At 60.7% G+C, this 16774-nt stretch carries 18 protein-coding genes; 16 read left to right on the top strand and 2 right to left on the bottom strand.

Annotated features, from left to right (window positions below; genetic code table 11):
* The 5 genes from tuf to FEV53_RS17625 form a co-directional block, all read left to right on the top strand.
* Positions 1–903, top strand: a 903-nt coding sequence (gene tuf, locus FEV53_RS17645; RefSeq protein ID WP_142834475.1) for an elongation factor Tu, incomplete at its 5' end; no start/stop codon positions are given.
* A 187-nt stretch (positions 904–1090) separates the two neighbouring features.
* Entirely contained in the window at positions 1091–1411 is a 321-nt protein-coding gene (gene rpsJ / locus FEV53_RS17640; RefSeq protein WP_142836058.1) for a 30S ribosomal protein S10, read from the top strand.
* 1 nt (position 1412) lies between these two features.
* On the top strand, positions 1413–2270 hold the full coding sequence (rplC, locus tag FEV53_RS17635) for a 50S ribosomal protein L3 (protein ID WP_142836057.1): 858 nt from the start codon (positions 1413–1415) through the stop codon (positions 2268–2270).
* The gene (rplD, locus tag FEV53_RS17630) at positions 2267–2887 is read left to right on the top strand and encodes a 50S ribosomal protein L4 (protein WP_142836056.1); all 621 of its coding nucleotides are present in this window, start codon (positions 2267–2269) and stop codon (positions 2885–2887) included. The genes rplC and rplD overlap by 4 nt, the downstream gene beginning before the upstream one ends.
* The gene (locus FEV53_RS17625; RefSeq protein WP_142836055.1) at positions 2884–3180 is read left to right on the top strand and encodes a 50S ribosomal protein L23; all 297 of its coding nucleotides are present in this window, start codon (positions 2884–2886) and stop codon (positions 3178–3180) included. Before rplD ends, FEV53_RS17625 begins: the two co-directional genes overlap by 4 nt.
* Positions 3181–3758: 578 nt before the next feature.
* Here FEV53_RS17625 and FEV53_RS17620 read toward each other — a convergent pair.
* Both FEV53_RS17620 and FEV53_RS17615 read right to left on the bottom strand, forming a co-directional pair.
* Positions 3759–4885, bottom strand: a protein-coding gene (locus FEV53_RS17620) for an IS3 family transposase (protein ID WP_142836054.1) whose coding sequence is annotated in 2 segments (ribosomal slippage) — positions 3759–4621 and positions 4621–4885 — 1128 coding nt in all. Because the reading frame shifts where the segments join, the coding sequence is not laid out codon by codon here.
* The gene (locus FEV53_RS17615; RefSeq protein WP_281283549.1) at positions 4830–5915 is read right to left on the bottom strand and encodes an IS110 family RNA-guided transposase; all 1086 of its coding nucleotides are present in this window, start codon (positions 5913–5915) and stop codon (positions 4830–4832) included. The genes FEV53_RS17620 and FEV53_RS17615 overlap by 56 nt, the downstream gene beginning before the upstream one ends.
* A gap of 274 nt (positions 5916–6189) precedes the next feature.
* Between FEV53_RS17615 and FEV53_RS17610 the strand changes: the two genes are divergently transcribed.
* The 11 genes from FEV53_RS17610 (at position 6190) to eno (ending at position 16258) form a co-directional block, all read left to right on the top strand.
* Positions 6190–7025 (top strand): IS5 family transposase gene (locus FEV53_RS17610; protein ID WP_425465501.1). Its coding sequence is split into 2 segments (ribosomal slippage): positions 6190–6541 and positions 6541–7025, totalling 837 coding nucleotides; the frame shifts between segments, so codons are not numbered across the junction.
* 265 nt (positions 7026–7290) lie between these two features.
* Entirely contained in the window at positions 7291–7953 is a 663-nt protein-coding gene (locus FEV53_RS17605) for a Crp/Fnr family transcriptional regulator (RefSeq protein ID WP_185962298.1), read from the top strand.
* Positions 7954–8109: 156 nt separating this feature from the next.
* Positions 8110–9000 (top strand): MBL fold metallo-hydrolase, encoded by an 891-nt coding sequence (locus FEV53_RS17600; RefSeq protein ID WP_142836053.1) that lies wholly within the window; start codon positions 8110–8112, stop codon positions 8998–9000.
* A gap of 34 nt (positions 9001–9034) precedes the next feature.
* Positions 9035–9472, top strand: coding sequence for an EF-hand domain-containing protein (locus FEV53_RS17595; RefSeq protein WP_142836052.1), 438 nt, complete (start codon positions 9035–9037; stop codon positions 9470–9472).
* A gap of 11 nt (positions 9473–9483) precedes the next feature.
* The gene (locus tag FEV53_RS17590) at positions 9484–9813 is read left to right on the top strand and encodes a protein tyrosine phosphatase family protein (RefSeq protein WP_142836051.1); all 330 of its coding nucleotides are present in this window, start codon (positions 9484–9486) and stop codon (positions 9811–9813) included.
* Positions 9814–10150: 337 nt separating this feature from the next.
* Positions 10151–11881 (top strand): SulP family inorganic anion transporter, encoded by a 1731-nt coding sequence (locus FEV53_RS17585; protein WP_185962297.1) that lies wholly within the window; start codon positions 10151–10153, stop codon positions 11879–11881.
* A gap of 91 nt (positions 11882–11972) precedes the next feature.
* Complete coding sequence (locus FEV53_RS17580; RefSeq protein WP_142836050.1) at positions 11973–12644, top strand: DUF533 domain-containing protein; 672 nt, start codon at positions 11973–11975, stop codon at positions 12642–12644.
* Between the two features lie 51 nt (positions 12645–12695).
* Complete coding sequence (locus FEV53_RS17575; RefSeq protein WP_142836049.1) at positions 12696–13535, top strand: PhzF family phenazine biosynthesis protein; 840 nt, start codon at positions 12696–12698, stop codon at positions 13533–13535.
* A gap of 45 nt (positions 13536–13580) precedes the next feature.
* On the top strand, positions 13581–13994 hold the full coding sequence (locus FEV53_RS17570) for a Fur family transcriptional regulator (protein ID WP_142836048.1): 414 nt from the start codon (positions 13581–13583) through the stop codon (positions 13992–13994).
* Between the two features lie 67 nt (positions 13995–14061).
* On the top strand, positions 14062–14943 hold the full coding sequence (locus FEV53_RS17565; protein ID WP_142836047.1) for a DMT family transporter: 882 nt from the start codon (positions 14062–14064) through the stop codon (positions 14941–14943).
* A 40-nt stretch (positions 14944–14983) separates the two neighbouring features.
* A complete protein-coding gene (eno, locus tag FEV53_RS17560) occupies positions 14984–16258 on the top strand; it encodes a phosphopyruvate hydratase (protein WP_142836046.1) in 1275 nt (424 codons plus the stop codon).
* Positions 16259–16774 lie beyond the last annotated feature (516 nt).

The raw sequence follows: 16774 nt of genomic DNA, 5'->3' as shown, positions 1-16774 counted from the left end.
GCCCAGATGGACGGCGCGATCCTCGTGGTGAACGCGGCTGACGGCCCCATGCCCCAGACCCGCGAGCACATCCTGCTCGGCCGTCAGGTCGGCATCCCGGCCATGGTCGTGTACATGAACAAGGTCGACCAGGTGGATGACGAGGAGCTCCTCGAGCTCGTCGAGATGGAAATCCGCGAGCTGCTGTCGTCCTACGAGTACCCGGGCGACGACATCCCGGTGGTTCCGGGTTCCGCCCTGGCCGCCATGGAAGGCCGTGACGCCAACATCGGCGAAGAGTCCATCCGCAAGCTGATGGCCGCCGTCGATGACTACATCCCGACGCCCGAGCGCGCCGTGGACCAGCCCTTCCTGATGCCGGTCGAGGACGTGTTCTCGATCTCCGGCCGTGGTACGGTTGTGACCGGTCGTGTCGAGCGTGGCGTGATCAACGTGGGCGACGAGATCGAAATCGTCGGCATCCGCGACACCAAGAAGACCACCTGCACGGGCGTGGAAATGTTCCGCAAGCTGCTGGATCGCGGTGAAGCCGGCGACAACATCGGCGCCCTGCTGCGCGGCATCGACCGTGAAGGCGTTCAGCGTGGTCAGGTTCTGGCCAAGCCGGGCTCCGTGACCCCGCACACGAAGTTCGAGGCCGAAGCCTACATCCTGACCAAGGAAGAGGGTGGCCGTCACACGCCGTTCTTCGCCAACTACCGTCCGCAGTTCTACTTCCGTACCACGGACGTGACCGGCACGGTTCAGCTGGCCGAGGGCACCGAGATGGTGATGCCGGGCGACAACGTGTCGTTTGGCGTCGAGCTGATCGCCCCGATCGCGATGGAAGAGAAGCTCCGCTTCGCCATCCGCGAAGGCGGCCGCACCGTCGGCGCCGGCGTCGTCTCGAAAATCATCGAGTGACCGACACAAAGCGCGGCCCGGAAACGGGTCGCGCGACAGTCGCGGGGTGAAGTCGTTTTGGCTTGACCCCAGCACAATGCGCGCCTATGGGCGCGCGGCGTGCTTCTAGATGAAGACGGTCCGAAGTGGGGTGGGGATGCGCCCTGTTCCACCTCTCGACCGGAACCCTGCTTTAGGGAATGACATCATGGCTGCCAGCCAGAACATTCGTATTCGCCTGAAGGCGTTCGATTACCGGGTCCTCGATGCGTCGACCCAGGAAATCGTCTCGACCGCCAAGCGCACCGGTGCGTCCGTTCGCGGACCGATCCCGATGCCGAACAAGATCGAGAAATTCACCGTCCTGCGTGGTCCCCACGTGGACAAGAAGTCCCGCGATCAGTTCGAAATCCGCACTCACAAGCGGATGCTCGACATTGTTGATCCGACCCCGCAGACCGTGGACGCGCTGATGAAGCTCGACCTGGCTGCCGGCGTGGCGGTCGACATCAAGGTGATGGGGGCCTGATATGCTGCGTTCCGGAGTGATTGCCAAGAAGGTCGGCATGACGCGGATCTTCCAGGAAGATGGCCGGCAAGTGCCCGTCACCGTCCTGCAACTCGACAAACTTCAGGTCGTTGCCCAGCGCACCGCCGAGGACCACGGTTACACCGCGGTTCAGCTCGGTGCCGGTACGGCCAAAGCCAAGAACACCTCGAAGGCCCTGCGCGGCCATTTCGCGGTCGCCAAGGTCGAGCCGAAGCGTAAGGTCGCCGAGTTCCGGGTTGCCCCCGAGAACCTGATCGCCGTGGGTGAAGAAATCACCGCAAACCACTATTTCGAAGGCCAGTACGTTGACGTGTCCGGCACCTCGATTGGTAAGGGTTTCGCCGGTGCCATGAAACGCCACAACTTCGGTGGTCTGCGCGCCTCGCACGGTGTGTCCATCAGCCACCGTTCCCATGGTTCGACCGGTCAGTGTCAGGACCCTGGCAAGGTGTTCAAGGGTAAGAAGATGGCCGGCCACATGGGTGCTGCCCGTGTGACGACCCAAAACCTGCAAGTTGTGAAGACGGACGCCGACCGTGGCCTGATCATGGTCAAGGGCGCCGTTCCCGGCTCCAAGGGCGGCTGGGTCACCATCAAGGATGCGGTGAAGAAGCCGGTCCCTGAGGGTGTGATCTACCCCGCCGCGCTGAAGTCCGCTGCCGAGGAAGCCGAGCGTCTTGCTGCTGAAGCCGCCGAGGCTGCCGAGGCCGAGCGTCTGGCTGCCGAAGCTGCCGAGGCCGAGCGTCTCGCCGCCGAGCAGGAAGCTGCGCTGAAGGAAGCCGAGGCGCAGATCGCCGAGGAATCCGGCGACGCCGAGAAGAAGGAAGGTGACGAATGAAAACCGATGTCCTGACCCTCGACGGTGGCACCAATGGGTCCGTTGATCTCAACGATGAGATCTTTGGCCTCGAGCCGCGCGCCGACATCCTGCACCGTGTGGTGCGCTGGCAGCGGAACAAAGCGCAGGCCGGCACCCATAAGGTGAAGACCCGGTCTGAGACCAGCTACTCGACCAAGAAGATTGTGCGTCAGAAAGGCTCTGGCGGCGCCCGTCACGGCGATCGCAACGCGCCGATCTTCCGCAAGGGTGGCGTCTATAAGGGCCCGACCCCGCGCAGCCACGCTCACGAACTGCCCAAGAAGTTCCGGGCGCTGGGTCTGCGTCACGCCCTGTCGGCGAAGGCGAAAGAGGGCAACCTTGTCGTCCTCGAAAACGCCGATCTGGCTGACGCCAAGACCAAGGCTCTGGCCTCCAAGGTCAAGGAACTGGGCTGGAAGCGTGCGCTGGTCATTGACGGTGCTGCCGTGAACGAGAACTTCGCTCAGGCGGCTCGTAACATCGATGGCCTGGACGTTCTTCCGTCCATGGGCGCCAATGTGTACGACATCCTCAAGCGTGACACCCTGGTGATCACCAAAGCGGGGATCGAAGCTCTGGAGGCTCGTCTGAAATGAGCGCGAAGGTTGAACATTACGACGTGATCCGTAAGCCGATCATCACGGAAAAGGCCACCATGGCCTCCGAGAACGGTGCGGTGGTCTTCGAAGTGGCGCGCGACGCGAACAAGCCCGCCATTAAGGAAGCTGTTGAAGCGCTGTTCGGCGTTAAGGTGAAGGCCGTGAACACGACCATCACCAAAGGCAAGCAAAAGCGTTTTCGCGGCATACTCGGTCGCCGTGCTTCCGTGAAAAAGGCTTATGTGACCCTCGAAGAGGGCAACACGATTGACGTGACCACAGGTCTTTGAACTGATCCGACACCAAACATTGAAAGCCCCTGCGTATACGCGGGGGCTTTTTTGCTTTGATTGATCAGTTGTTAACCGATCTTTCCACCTGAGCGATGGCGATCGGGTACATTTTGATTTGATTGAATTTTAGTCCCGAATTCGAAATGCAGAGCAGTGTATGTGTCTCCGTAACGCCTCTCGCATCTGAATCGTGAGAAACTTGTGTTCTGGTATCGGAACGAATTTTGGTGTCCTCAATGTTTCATTCCCACAGGCGACGCTCGTTTCCACGAATCTTGGTCCCTGGAGTCGCTCACGGATATCGATAGCAGGTCTCGCTGACGCCGAATGCCCGGCTGGCCATCGAGATGCTGACACCTCTCGTCGCCACGAACCGCGCTGCTTTAGCGCAGTGTTGTGCGAAGGCCAGTTCCTCGTCTTGTACTTCGTTGGGGACTAACTGCTCGTGCACAGTTTCGACCCTATTGGATTCAACTAGGGAACCCCTCACGACATTTGTGCAAAAAAAAGCGGTGGTCAGTTACCCAACGCAGTCTGGTCTTGATCAGCCCCACTTGAGTGGTCCAATTTGATTGTTAGTGCATGACTGGCCTCCGGTCCATCGTGACGACGGTTTCCGGAGCCGGTGGGCGGTAGCCCAATGCGCTGTGTTGTCGTTTCGTGTTGTAGTGTTTCCTCCATTGTTCGATCAGAACTTGGGCTTCTCGCAGGCTGTAAAAGATTTCGCCATTCAGGAACTCGTCGCGGAAACGGGCGTTGAAGCTTTCGCAGTATCCGTTCTCCCAAGGCGATCCAGGTTCGATGTAAGCCGTTTTCGCGCCGACAGCTTTGATCCAGTCCTGTACGGCTTGAGCAACGAACTCCGGGCCATTGTCAGACCGAATGAACGACGGCACACCGCGCAGGATGAACAGGTCGCTCAGCGCATCGATGACGTTGCCTGAGTTCAGGTTGCGATCCACACGGATGGTCAGGCACTCGCGGCTGTACGCGTCGATGATATTCAATGTCCGGAACGCCTTTCCGTCGGCAGTCCGGCAATGCACAAAGTCGTACGACCAAACGTGATCGCGACGCTCTGGTCGCAGTCTGACGCACGATCCATCATTCAGCCAGAGCCGTCCCTTCTCTGGTTGTTTCATTGGGACTTTCAGCCCCTCTCGTCGCCACAGCCTTTCGACGCGTTTGTCGTTCACATGCCAGCCAGCATCTCTGAGCATTGCTGCAATCCGACGATAGCCATACCGTCCATATTGCCGGGTCAGCCCGATCATGTCGGCCACCAAGCGTTCTTCGTCCGGGCGACCAATGGGTACCTTGCGCTGTGTCGATCGGTGCTGTCTGAGAACACGACAGGCACGGCGCTCCGAGACAATCAACTCCGCTCGAATACGATCAATGCAAGCACGGCGACGAGCCGGGCTCAGAAGTTTCCCTTTGCGGCCTCCGCCAGGATCAGCTTGTCCAGGGTCAGATCCGAAACGGCCTTGCGCAGGCGCTCATTCTCTTTCTGAAGACGCTTTAGTTCCTTCAATTGGTCCGTGCCCATTCCACCGTACTTTTTCTTCCAGCGGTAGAACGTCTGTTCAGTCACGCCGATCTGGCGGATCGCATCCAGACGCGGCATCCCTTGCCCCGTCAGAACCTCAACCTGCCGTAACTTCGTAACAATCTCTTCCGGCTTTGGTCGCTTGTTTGCCATCTGTTTCCTCCGTTTTCCTAAACATAGCGGAGGACCACTTCAGTGGGGGAAGACCAATCGGCCAAAACCCGGATAAGCCTAGCAACTGTATTTCTCGATCTGGCTGAGAAGCCCATTTCTGGCGAGATTTGCACAGCGCATTTGCGATTGTGACGAGCTTTCGCGCGACGGCCGTGACAATGACTTTGTGTGGCTTCCCTGCAGTTTGAAGGCGTTGTGCGAATGTTTTCAGGATTGGATTGTGGTGACTGGCTACCAGAGCGGCCTGGAACATCACATGACGAAGAGAACGTCTCCCACCTGCGATGGCGCGTTTCCCGCGCAATGCGCCGCTTTCATGTGCGATGGGCGCAAGTCCAGTCAGTGCGGCGGCTTGTTCGCCTGTAATCTGTTCAGGTTCAGGCATTTCCGCGATCAGCATTGCGACTGTAACCGGGCCTGTCGCTGAAACAGAGCGCAGGATTCCGGCGGTTTGGAACATCTCGTCATCTGAGATGATGGTTTGTTTGATCTGTGCTTCAATTTCGGCAATCTGACGATCCAACAGACCTTTTAGATTGGCATCCATGTCTGCGAATTGGTCATCCACACCCAGTTTTGCCGGTGCCTTGATCTGCATCACAAGACGCTCTCGTGTCTCGATCAGCTGCCCGCGCTTTGATGTCAACGCTCTGAGAAGGCGCAATTTCTCATGTGGTAATCTGCGTCCTGCATCTGGCCTGAACGCCATGAACCGCGCGATCAGTTCCGCATCAATCCGATCCGTCCTGGCCCGTGTGCCCCGACTGGCGGCGAAGGCCTTGATCTGGGCAGGCGGCAGCTGCCGCGTCGCGATCCCGGCAGTGTCGAGGTTGGACCACAAACGCCATTCCTGCCCGCCAGTAGCCTCAAAGCACACCAGGGCGTGACGCGCTGCCGCCAAAGATGCAATCCGGGCATGCCCATCGTCATTGTTTGGCCAACGCAACCTTGTACCATCGGGCAGGCAATGAATGTCCAGCCAATCACGTGAGACATCTGTGCCGACGATGTGATCCTGTGATAACTTGCTTATGCTCTCTCCCTTCTGATCCGTGGTCCAGAGCGGTCACATTCAACTGTTTGAGACGATGAAGAGAGGTGGTGCCGACAAGCCAGAGAACGTGGTCATGCCTCAAGGGTCAGACGTCGCGCACCACCCCGTCAGCGACCTCGGCCAAGGTTGCGGACGGGCCTGGAATAGCAAAGCGGAGATACAGAAGGGTCAGGACCCATTGATTTCCGTTTCGCGGCATGATTCACGGTTCGAAAACTGAGCGGTGATCCTGTCTGATCTTTTGTGGCTGACGGATGCGCAGATGGCGCGTCTGGAGCCTTTCTTCCCGAAGTCCCACGGAAAGCCCCGCGTTGATGACAGACGTGTTTTGAGCGGCATTATCTTCTTCAATCGCAATGGCTTACGGTGGCGCGACGCACCGAAAGAGTGCGGCCCTCACAAACCACTCTTCAGCCGCTGGAAGCGTTGGAGCGAAAAGGGCATCTTCGCGCGGATGATGGCCAGTCTGGCCGCCGACCACGGCGAGAAGACGACCGTGATGATCTATGATAAGGTCGGCGGCGCCATCGGTCCGAGCAGACGGCCGAATGATCTCAAAGCGCACCGCACGACCTCCAGCTTGCGGGCGAAAAAGGGGGAACTCTCGACAAGCGCGGGCGTGCCATCGATCGAACGAAAGGCGGGATGAACACCAAGCTGCACGCGGTCGGCGATCGTCTCGGCCGTCCTCTGGACAAGCTCATCACGGCCGGTCAGGTCAGCGGCTACGTCGGCGCGCGGGCGCGGTGCAGCAGTCTTCCAGATGTCGAATGGCTGTCGGGCGACCGGGGCTATGACGCCGACTGGTTCAGGGAAGCGTTAGAAGACAGAGGGATAAGGGCCTGCATCCCAGGTCGCAAGCAGTGCAAGAGACCCATCAGATACGACAAGCGGCGCTCCAAACGGCGTAATTGGATCGAAATTATGTTCGGCCGCCTGAAGGATTGGCGACGGGTGGCGACACGGTATGACAGATCCCCTACAGTCTTCCTCTCGGCAATCGCTCTGGCGGCTCTGGTCACTGGGGGACCGATATCCCGACAAACGGCCGGGACGAGCGCATGAACCTTTCCGATCGAGAACGCGGCCGTCGAACGATCTCATTACAACAATCAAGACTAGTTGCGCTTACAGTTTGGCGATTTCGCGACGGCCTGCAACTTCATTCGAATACGAAAGCGCTTTGCGCGCCTCATGCGCCCACGATACCTTTGCAAGATCTGGACTTCAGAAGCTGATCGATTCATTTTAATCCCCATCCATAAAATGCCGGAATTGAGCACTTTGCTCCGCAAGAGGGGCTGCCGGGAAACGAAGACAAGGCAGATGTATGATTACAACCAACTGGATCGATCGTTTCGAGGGCCTGGCGCGCTTGCCCGCAGGGATAAAGGACACCCTGACCCGTCAAAGCGCCGTCGTCTCCCTGCCAAAGGGTGCCGAAGTCTTCGGCCCCGGGGCAGTGCCTGATAACCTCCTGCTGTTGCTCGACGGAACCGTGCGGGTGTCCCAGACCTCACAATCGGGACGCGAGATCGTCCTTTACCGGGTTGAGGCTGGGCAAAGCTGCGTGTTGACCACCGCCTGCCTGTTGGCCCACGAGGCCTATGCCGCCGAAGGCCGGGCCGAAACGGATATCCGCGCCGCCGCGATCCCTCGCGCGACCTTCGACCGGCTGACCGCCGAGTCGACCCAGTTCCGGGACTTTGTTTTTGCCGCCTATGCCCGTCGGATCACCGATCTGTTCCGGGTCATCGACGAGGTCGCCTTTGGCAAGATCGACATGCGTCTGGCCCAGCGCCTGCTGGAGCTGGCTCCCAGCCGCGGCCCGCTGAAAATCACCCACCAGCAACTGGCCACTGAGCTCGGCACCGCCCGCGAGGTCGTCTCGCGCCAGCTGGCGGAATTTGCCCGGCGGGATCTGCTCAGCGTCGGGCGTGGCTCGGTAGAGATCACCGACGCGGACACCTTGCGGCGCATCGCTTCGGCCTGAGCCACGCGGCGGACATTTCATATTCGAAAGGATAGGGCCGCAGAAAAATCCCCTCTTTGTGATATGGTCACAGACGGCTGGTACACCGGTCGGTACGACGAGATCAGACAAGATGCGCGGCAGCCACATGGCCACCGCAATAAGAGGGATCAGAGCATGACTAACACCTACCCGGTCAACATGGATATCACGCCCGAGGTCGAGGCGTTCTTCGATGAGGCGACGAACACGATCAGCTATATCGTCAAGGATCCGGCCTCCGACGCCTGTGCCATCGTCGACAGCGTCATGGACATCGACTACGCCGCCGGGCGGATCACCTTTGACCACGCCGACGCCATGATCGCGCGGGTGAAGGAGCGCGGACTGACCCTCGAATGGATCATCGAGACACATGTCCATGCCGACCACCTCTCCGCCGCGCCCTATATCCAGCAGCAACTGGGCGGCAAGATCGGCATCGGCGACCAGATCACCGTGGTGCAGGAGACCTTTGGCAAGGTGTTCAACGAAGGTACTGAGTTTCAGCGTGATGGCAGCCAATTCGACGCGCTGTTCCAGGACGGCGATACTTACAAGGTCGGCGAGATGGAGTGCCTCGCGATCTACACGCCCGGCCACACCCCGGCCTGTATGGCCCACGTGATGGGCAACGCAACCTTTGTAGGTGACACGCTGTTCATGCCCGATGGCGGCTCGGCCCGGGCGGATTTCCCTGGCGGCGACGCGGCAACGCTCTACGATTCGATCCAGAAGGTGCTGGCCTTGCCGGACGAGATGCGGCTGTTCATGTGCCACGACTACGGGCCTAATGGCCGCGATATCGAGTGGGAAACCACCGTGGGCGATGAAAAGGCGCACAATATCCACGTGGGTCAGGGCAAGTCGAAGGAAGACTTCGTGAAGTTCCGCACTGAGCGGGATGCCACGCTCGACATGCCGAAATTAATCATCCCGTCCCTCCAAGTGAACATGCGCGCGGGCGAGATCCCCACGGACAAGGACGGACGGCAGATGCTGAAAGTCCCGGTAAACGGGCTCGGCTGATCAGGGTCATCACTTCTCAATTGAAAGTAGACCAATGCACAAATTATTTCTTGCTGGCTTAATCGCGCTTATCCCTGCGGTCCCGGCCCTGTCTCAGGGCGAGCGCATGCCGGGGCAGCATTTCCTTGAAAACTGGGATGCCGATGGCGACGGCGCGGTGAGCCTCGAAGAGGTCCGCGCAAAACGCAGCGACGTGTTCTTCATGTTCGATCAGAACGAAGACGGCGCACTGGACAGCGGGGAATACGACCTGTTCGATTCTACGCGTAAGGAAGACATGGCGGCCAATGCTGGTGGCCAAGGTGGCGGCATGGGGCGCGCGCAGAAGGGTTTCCTGCGGGATTTCAATGATCGCGACGGCGACGGCCGGGTTACCGAAGAAGAATTCGTCGATGCCTCTGACGCGTTTCTGGAACTCGTGGACCGCGACGGCGACGATCGCCTCACGACTTCGGATTTTGGACGGAAGTAGGAATTTTTACGATGGATATCAGACGGCTTTCTGACGGGTTGAGCGTCGCTGGTCAGATTACAACGGCCAACATCCCTGCGATCCGAGAGGCAGGGTTCAGAGCCGTTATCTGCAACCGCCCCGATGGTGAGGAACCCGGTCAGCCGACGTTTGCGGAGATCGAGGTTGTCGCAAAGGCGGCGGGACTCGCGGCCCGTTACATCCCCGTGGTGTCGGGCGCGGCGATGGACGGGGCCGTGATGACCTTTAACGAAGCGATGCGTGAGGTTCCGGGGCCGGTTCTTGCATATTGCCGGAGCGGCGCCCGCTCAGCCGCCCTCTGGTCGGCTACAGGCGCGTAAGCAGAGGCCTTAGACACAGCGCGACGACCCGCGTGATCGGGGCCCCTTTCCAAGCGCAAGTATCGTCAGAATCCAGGGTCTGATCTTAGCCGGAAGCTTGAGGCCTAGCCTGGATTTGCAGCGGAAACAAACAAACGGTCTGGGTCGGTTCTGGCCATAAAACTGACCATCAAATTCGGCCCATCTACCTGCGCACTCGAATGACGCCAATGACCGGGAGCATGGCATGGCCGATACGACTGCGCGAACGTAAAGGATCTGATTTGGTCCGATCCTGCGAGACCCTGCCCGAGGGCACAAGCACCATCGGGTGACAGAAAGAGAGCAGACAAACGCCATGATCCAACGCCTCCGCCACTATATGCCGATCCTCCAATGGGGGCGCAGCTACACAAGGGAGAGTTTCTCCAACGACATGATCGCGGCGGTGATCGTGACCATCATGCTGATCCCGCAATCACTGGCCTATGCCATGCTGGCGGGGCTGCCACCTGAGGCAGGGATTTATGCTTCCATCGCGCCGATCCTCCTCTATGCGGTCTTTGGCACCAGCCGCGCACTGGCAGTAGGGCCGGTGGCTGTTGTCTCACTGCTTACCGCGTCCGCCGTGGGGCAGGTCGCCGAGCAGGGCACTGCAGGTTACGCCGTCGCCGCTCTGACGCTGGCCTTTCTGTCGGGGGGCTTTCTGGTGATCCTCGGCATCCTCCGCCTCGGATTTCTGGCGAATTTCCTCAGCCACCCGGTCATCGCCGGTTTCATCACCGCTTCGGGCATTCTGATCGCTACCAGCCAGCTCAAGCACATTCTCGGCGTCTCCGCCCATGGCCATACCTTGCCGGAGATGCTGGGGTCGCTCCTCTCGCATCTGGGCCAGATCAACATCTGGACCCTGCTGATCGGCGTCGCAGCCACCGCGTTTCTGTTCTGGGTGCGCAAGGGGATGAAGCCGTTCCTTTTGTCCAAGGGTCTGACGCCCAAGCTTGCGGATGTCCTGACCAAGGCCGGGCCGGTCGCGGCGGTCTTTGTCACCACGGTCCTCGTCTGGATGACCGGGCTCAGCGACCACGGGGTCAAGATTGTCGGCGCTGTCCCGCAGAGCCTGCCGCCCCTGACCATGCCCGGTCTCGATCCGTCTCTGGTCAAAAGCCTGCTGTTGCCCGCGATCCTCCTGTCGATCATCGGTTTCGTGGAATCCATCTCCGTGGCCCAGACCCTTGCTGCGAAGAAACGCCAGCGCATCGACCCGGATCAGGAGCTGATAGGCCTCGGCGCAGCCAATCTCGGCGCGGCCTTTACAGGCGGCTATCCGGTGACCGGGGGCTTTGCCCGCTCGGTGGTAAATTTCGACGCAGGCGCCGAAACCCCGGCTGCGGGTGCTTTCACGGCCATCGGTCTTGCCATCGCCGCCGTCGCCCTGACACCGCTAATCTATTACCTGCCCGCCGCAACCCTCGCGGCCACGATTATCGTCGCGGTCCTGAGCCTCGTGGATTTTTCCATGCTTGGCAAAACCTGGCGCTACTCCAAGGCCGATTTCATCGCCGTCATGGCCACGATCCTCTTGACCCTGACGATGGGGGTCGAGGTCGGCGTGGCCTCGGGGGTCATCGTTTCGGTGATGCTGCACCTCTACAAGACCTCCCGCCCCCATGTGGCCGAGGTGGGGCAGGTCCCCGGCACCCAGCATTTCCGCAACATCAACCGCCACGATGTGGAGACTCATCCCAGCGTCCTGAGCCTGCGGGTCGATGAAAGCCTGTATTTCGTCAATGCCCGCGTGCTGGAGGATCTGATCCTGTCTCGGGTCACAGACGGCTGCGCCATTCGCCACGTGATCCTCATGTTCTCCGCCGTGAACGCCGTGGACTTTTCCGCGCTGGAAGCGCTGGAGGATCTGAACGACCGGCTGCGCGACATGGGGGTGAAGCTGCATCTCTCGGAGGTAAAGGGGCCGGTGATGGACAAGCTCCGCGCCACCCACCTGATCAGCCATCTCACGGGACAGATATTCTTGTCGCAATATGACGCCTGGGAGACCGTGCGCCCGAAGCCCACGATCGCCGTCTGACATCGGCAAAGCCCCGCTCTCGGCAACCCCGCTCTTGTCACCGGGGGCAAAGGACGCCACTTCTGATGCGAAGCAACTGGGAGTATAGCGAATGTCTCTGAAGAACATGGCGATGAAAATGGCACTGGCGGTCGCGGCGGCCAAGGGCATGCAGGCCCTCAATAAGGCCGGCGGGATCGACGGCCTGAAGCGTAAGTTGACCCAAGGGGGCGGCGGTAGCAGTGGTGGCTTTGGCGGGATGCTGGAAAAGCTCGGGGTCGATGATCGCTCCGGCGGCATGGCGCGCGGTGGCGGGCTTGGCGGAATGCTGGGCGGTCTGGCGGGGCTGGCCGGTGGTACCGCGGCAGCGGGTCAGATGAAGGGGCTTTTGGACAGCACCCGCGACACGCCCGAAGATACTCCCGAAGAAGAGCAGGTCTCCGGCCTGATGATCCGCGCCATGGTGCAGGCTGCCCGTGCCGATGGCGAGATCGACGAGGCCGAGCGCGCTGGGCTGATGGAAGTCCTGAACGACGCAGATCCGCAGGAAATCGCCTTCCTGCAGGAGCAGATGACCGCCCCCGTGGATCCCGAAGCACTGGCGCGCGATACGCCGGACGGCCACGAGATCGAAGTCTACACTACCGCAGTTCTGGCCATCGAGCCCGACAATCGCGCCGAGGCCGAGTTCCTTGACCGGCTGGCCCGCGCCATGGGCATCGAGCAGCAGGTGGTAAACCAGATCCACGAAGCGCAGGGCAAGCCGCCGCTCTACACGATTTGATCCCCACCGCGCCCTCCCTTGGTGGGGGGGCGCAAGCGAGAGGCCAGATCCATGCCGGAATTCCTCGTCTACGACGTCTTTACCGCCGACCGTTACGCAGGAAACCCGCTTGGGGTTCTGCCCGATGCCATAGCTGTCCCCGAAGACCGGATGCTGCCCATCGCGCGAGAGTTTGGATTCTCCGAGACGGTGTTCGTATATCCGCCCGAGACGCGCGACGGCACCCACAGGCTCAGGATCTTTACGCCCACGCAGGAGATTCCGTTTGCCGGACATCCGGTGATCGGGACCGCAATCGCGCTTGCGCAGGGGACAGACTGCGAACTGAGGTTCGAGCTGGGGATCGGGACTGTGCCGGTGACGGTCCGGGACGGCGAGGCCACGGTAACGCGGGAGACTCAGATCGAGCTTTTCGGCCACCCGGAGACCACGCTGATCGCCGAGTGTCTGGGGCTTCGCCGGATGGCGATCAACATGCGCAGTCATGGCCCGATCATCGCCTCCGCCGGCCTGCCCTTTGCTTTGGTCGAGCTGCAGGACCGCGAACGGCTGGCACAGGCCGCACCGCAGATTTACGCGTTTCGCAAGGCGCAAGCGACCCACGAACTGCCGCTGGATTTCGCCGTCTACGCCTACGTGCGGGACGGCAACAGCGTTCAGGCACGCATGTTCGCTCCGCTGGACGACATTCCCGAAGATCCGGCGACAGGCAGCGCGGCAGCGGCGCTCGGACTCTATCTGGCGCAGATCGAGAACGGACCGGTCAGCCTCGATATCACCCAAGGCGTCGAGATGGGCCGCCCGTCGCGGATCCGTGTCGAAGCCCGGCCTGGCGAAGTCCGGATCTCGGGCGGCGCCGTGCGCGTACTGACTGGTCAGATCACCGTCTGACGCATCCATCTGGCACAGCGGATCGGCTTGGGATAGGCCAGAGCCATGGCAAATGGCATTCTTGACAGATGCAGACAGGCGGGCCTGCGCCTGACCGCTCCCCGGCGCGAGATTGCGGCTGTGCTCGAAGCCTCAACGGACCATCCCGACGCCGAAACCATCCGCCAGCGCGCCGCAGTCCGCGGCTTCACGCTGTCACTGGCGACCATCTACCGGACGTTGAAAGCCTTTGAGGAGGAAGGCATCCTCGAAAAGCGGGATTTTGACGGGGGACGCGCCCGCTACGAAGACGCCGAGCGGGGGCACCATGACCATCTTATTGATCTGGAGACAGGCCGGGTGATCGAGTTTGTTGACCCGGACATCGAAGCGCTGCAGGAGCGCATTGCCGCACGGCTGGGCTATGAGCTGCACGGGCACAAGCTGGAGCTCTACGGGCGCCGCAAGACACGCCGTTAGATGAGCCATTGCGCGCCGGTGCGACTTGGCCCATGGACAGTAGCACCCAACGGATTGGACTTCGCCCATGCGTGACGCTACACAGCGCGCCATTCTCCTGATGGTTCTGGGCATGGCTGGTTTTGCCCTCGAAGATTACTTTATCAAAACCGCGGCTGAGAGCTTCTCGGCCAGCCAGATACTTGTGATCCTTGGCACCGGCGGCACACTGGTCTTTACGATCCTGTGCCGCATGAAGGGCCAGCGCATGTGGTCCCGTGATGCGCTCGACCGCTACGTGATGATCCGCAGCGCATCGGAAGGGATCGCAGCCCTTTTCTTTGTCACCGGGCTCACCCTGATTCCCTTGTCGCTCAGCTCCGCCCTGCTGCAATCCGCGCCGCTTGTGGTCACGGCAGGGGCGGCGCTCTGGCTCGGAGAACCCGTGGGGCCAAGACGCTGGACGGCGGTGCTGATCGGCCTGATCGGGGTGCTGATCATTCTGCGGCCCGGTCTCGAAGGATTTCGTCCGGCGGCCCTTCTGACCGTGATCGGCGTGCTGGGTCTGTCGGTGCGCGATCTGGTCTCGCGCCGCATCCCCGTGCATATCGGCTCGACGGCAGTCTCAGGCTGGGCCTATGCCACGACGGCGGTCTTTGCTGTGCCGGTGATGCTATTGAATTCCGGGATGCCTGCGGGCGACCTGCAGGCGTGGAGCGCGATGGCTGCGGCTATCGCCATCGGTGTCGGCGCGTATGTGGCGGTGACCACATCCACGCGCCTGACGGAGGTCTCTGCGGTGATCCCCTTCCGCTACGCGCGGCTGATTTTTGCTTTGATCCTCGGCGTTCTCCTCTTGGGTGAACGGCCAGATGCGCTGACACTGGTCGGCGCCACAATCCTTGTGGGCAGTGGCCTTTATGCCCTCGCCCGAGAACGGGCTCTTTCCAGACGCCGCCGTGCGTCGTAGAGACTGCGCAACCTGTTAGCGAAACCATCTGGAGACTCGCATGAGCATCATCATTGACGTGACTGGCCGGGAAATCCTCGACAGCCGGGGCAATCCTACCGTCGAGGTCGACATTATTCTGGAAGACGGCTCCATGGGCCGCGCGGCCGTGCCATCGGGTGCCTCGACCGGCGCCCACGAAGCCCATGAGCGCCGCGACGGTGACAAATCCCGCTATCTGGGCAAAGGCGTCACCGAGGCCGTGGCCGCCGTCAATGGCGAAATCGCCGACCTGCTGATCGGCATGGACGCCACTGAGCAGGAGGCCATCGATGCGGCGATGATTGAGCTGGACGGAACCGGCAACAAGGCGCGCCTTGGCGCCAATGCCATCCTCGGCGTGTCGCTGGCCGTGGCCAAGGCCGCTGCCGAATTCACCGCTCAGCCGCTGTTCCGCTATGTGGGCGGAACCGCCGCGCGCACTTTGCCCGTGCCGATGATGAACATCATCAATGGCGGAGAGCACGCGGACAACCCGATCGACATTCAGGAATTCATGATCATGCCGGTCTCGGCGGAGAATATCCGCGACGCTGTGCGCATGGGCGCCGAGGTGTTCCACACCCTGAAAAAGGAGCTCTCCGCTGCTGGTCTGGCAACGGGGATCGGCGACGAGGGCGGCTTTGCGCCCAATATCGGCTCCACCCGTGAAGCGCTCGATTTCATCATGAAGTCCATCGAGAAAGCGGGCTACAAACCCGGCGACGACATCATGCTGGCTCTCGATTGCGCCTCCACCGAATACTACGTGGACGGCAAGTACGAGATGAAGGGTGAAGGTGCCTCCCTCACCTCCGAAGAGAATGTCGACTACCTCGAAAAGCTGGTGGCCGATTACCCGATCCTGTCCATCGAAGACGGTTGCGCCGAGGATGATTGGGAGGGCTGGAAGCTCCTGACCGAGCGCCTGGGTGACAAGGTCCAGCTCGTGGGCGACGATCTCTTCGTCACCAATCCCGAGCGTCTGGCCGACGGCATCGCCAAAGGCTGCGCCAACTCGATGCTGGTCAAGGTCAACCAGATCGGCACCCTGTCCGAGACCCTGAAAGCGGTCGATATGGCCCACCGCGCCCGATACACTAACGTGATGTCGCACCGCTCGGGCGAGACCGAAGATGCGACCATCGCCGACCTCGCCGTGGCGACGAATTGCGGCCAGATCAAAACGGGCTCCCTCTCGCGCTCGGACCGTCTGGCGAAGTACAACCAGCTGATCCGCATCGAGGAAATGCTGGGCGAGACCGCCGTCTATGCAGGCAAATCAATCCTGCGCTGAACAACGGATTGTGCCAAAGCAGAAGAACCACCGCTCCGGCGGTGGTTTTTATTAGGCGATTGTATATTTGCGAAACTCGAAACCGAGGATGAGGCTGGAACTCTCCCATAGAGAGCTTTGAGCATGATCGATGTTGCATTCAATATCACTTACGACGACGATTATTAAAATCGCTAAAAAGGCTCCACGAAGCATTTGCAAAATTCGGGATTGCAGAAGATCATACTATATTCTGCCGTGCTCCGGACGCAGACGATGGTCGGGCTGCAGGCCTCGGCCTATGCGGGGCTTTGTTGCCCAAATCGGGGTTTGAGCGAGCTTCCCCTTTCCCCGGACGGGTTTATACGACGGGCTCTGTGACGGGTATGCGAAGAGCGGTGTAGCGGTTGAGCCCCGCGATCCGGACCCGTCGCTCGGCGACCTGCCGATCAAAGTCCCTCGGCATGAGGCCCTTGCCGAGTCGTTTGACGCAGTGCATCCTCTCCTCTCCTCTCCTCTCCTCTCCTCTCCTCTCCT

The organism is Palleronia caenipelagi, assembly GCF_007004065.1.
Classification (GTDB): domain Bacteria; phylum Pseudomonadota; class Alphaproteobacteria; order Rhodobacterales; family Rhodobacteraceae; genus Palleronia; species Palleronia caenipelagi.
The sequence above is the reverse complement of the archived record's forward strand: the minus strand, read 5'-3'. Positions and strand labels throughout refer to the sequence as shown.

Excerpts from the sequence above, each read along its gene's own strand:
- rpsJ (WP_142836058.1), top strand. The coding sequence starts at position 1,091 with ATGGCTGCCAGCCAGAACATTCGTATTCGCCTGAAGGCGTTCGATTAC.
- rplC (WP_142836057.1), top strand. The coding sequence starts at position 1,413 with ATGCTGCGTTCCGGAGTGATTGCCAAGAAGGTCGGCATGACGCGGATC.
- rplD (WP_142836056.1), top strand. The coding sequence starts at position 2,267 with ATGAAAACCGATGTCCTGACCCTCGACGGTGGCACCAATGGGTCCGTT.
- FEV53_RS17625 (WP_142836055.1), top strand. The coding sequence starts at position 2,884 with ATGAGCGCGAAGGTTGAACATTACGACGTGATCCGTAAGCCGATCATC.
- FEV53_RS17605 (WP_185962298.1), top strand. The coding sequence starts at position 7,291 with ATGATTACAACCAACTGGATCGATCGTTTCGAGGGCCTGGCGCGCTTG.
- FEV53_RS17600 (WP_142836053.1), top strand. The coding sequence starts at position 8,110 with ATGACTAACACCTACCCGGTCAACATGGATATCACGCCCGAGGTCGAG.
- FEV53_RS17595 (WP_142836052.1), top strand. The coding sequence starts at position 9,035 with ATGCACAAATTATTTCTTGCTGGCTTAATCGCGCTTATCCCTGCGGTC.
- FEV53_RS17590 (WP_142836051.1), top strand. The coding sequence starts at position 9,484 with ATGGATATCAGACGGCTTTCTGACGGGTTGAGCGTCGCTGGTCAGATT.
- FEV53_RS17585 (WP_185962297.1), top strand. The coding sequence starts at position 10,151 with ATGATCCAACGCCTCCGCCACTATATGCCGATCCTCCAATGGGGGCGC.
- FEV53_RS17580 (WP_142836050.1), top strand. The coding sequence starts at position 11,973 with ATGTCTCTGAAGAACATGGCGATGAAAATGGCACTGGCGGTCGCGGCG.
- FEV53_RS17575 (WP_142836049.1), top strand. The coding sequence starts at position 12,696 with ATGCCGGAATTCCTCGTCTACGACGTCTTTACCGCCGACCGTTACGCA.
- FEV53_RS17570 (WP_142836048.1), top strand. The coding sequence starts at position 13,581 with ATGGCAAATGGCATTCTTGACAGATGCAGACAGGCGGGCCTGCGCCTG.
- FEV53_RS17565 (WP_142836047.1), top strand. The coding sequence starts at position 14,062 with ATGCGTGACGCTACACAGCGCGCCATTCTCCTGATGGTTCTGGGCATG.
- eno (WP_142836046.1), top strand. The coding sequence starts at position 14,984 with ATGAGCATCATCATTGACGTGACTGGCCGGGAAATCCTCGACAGCCGG.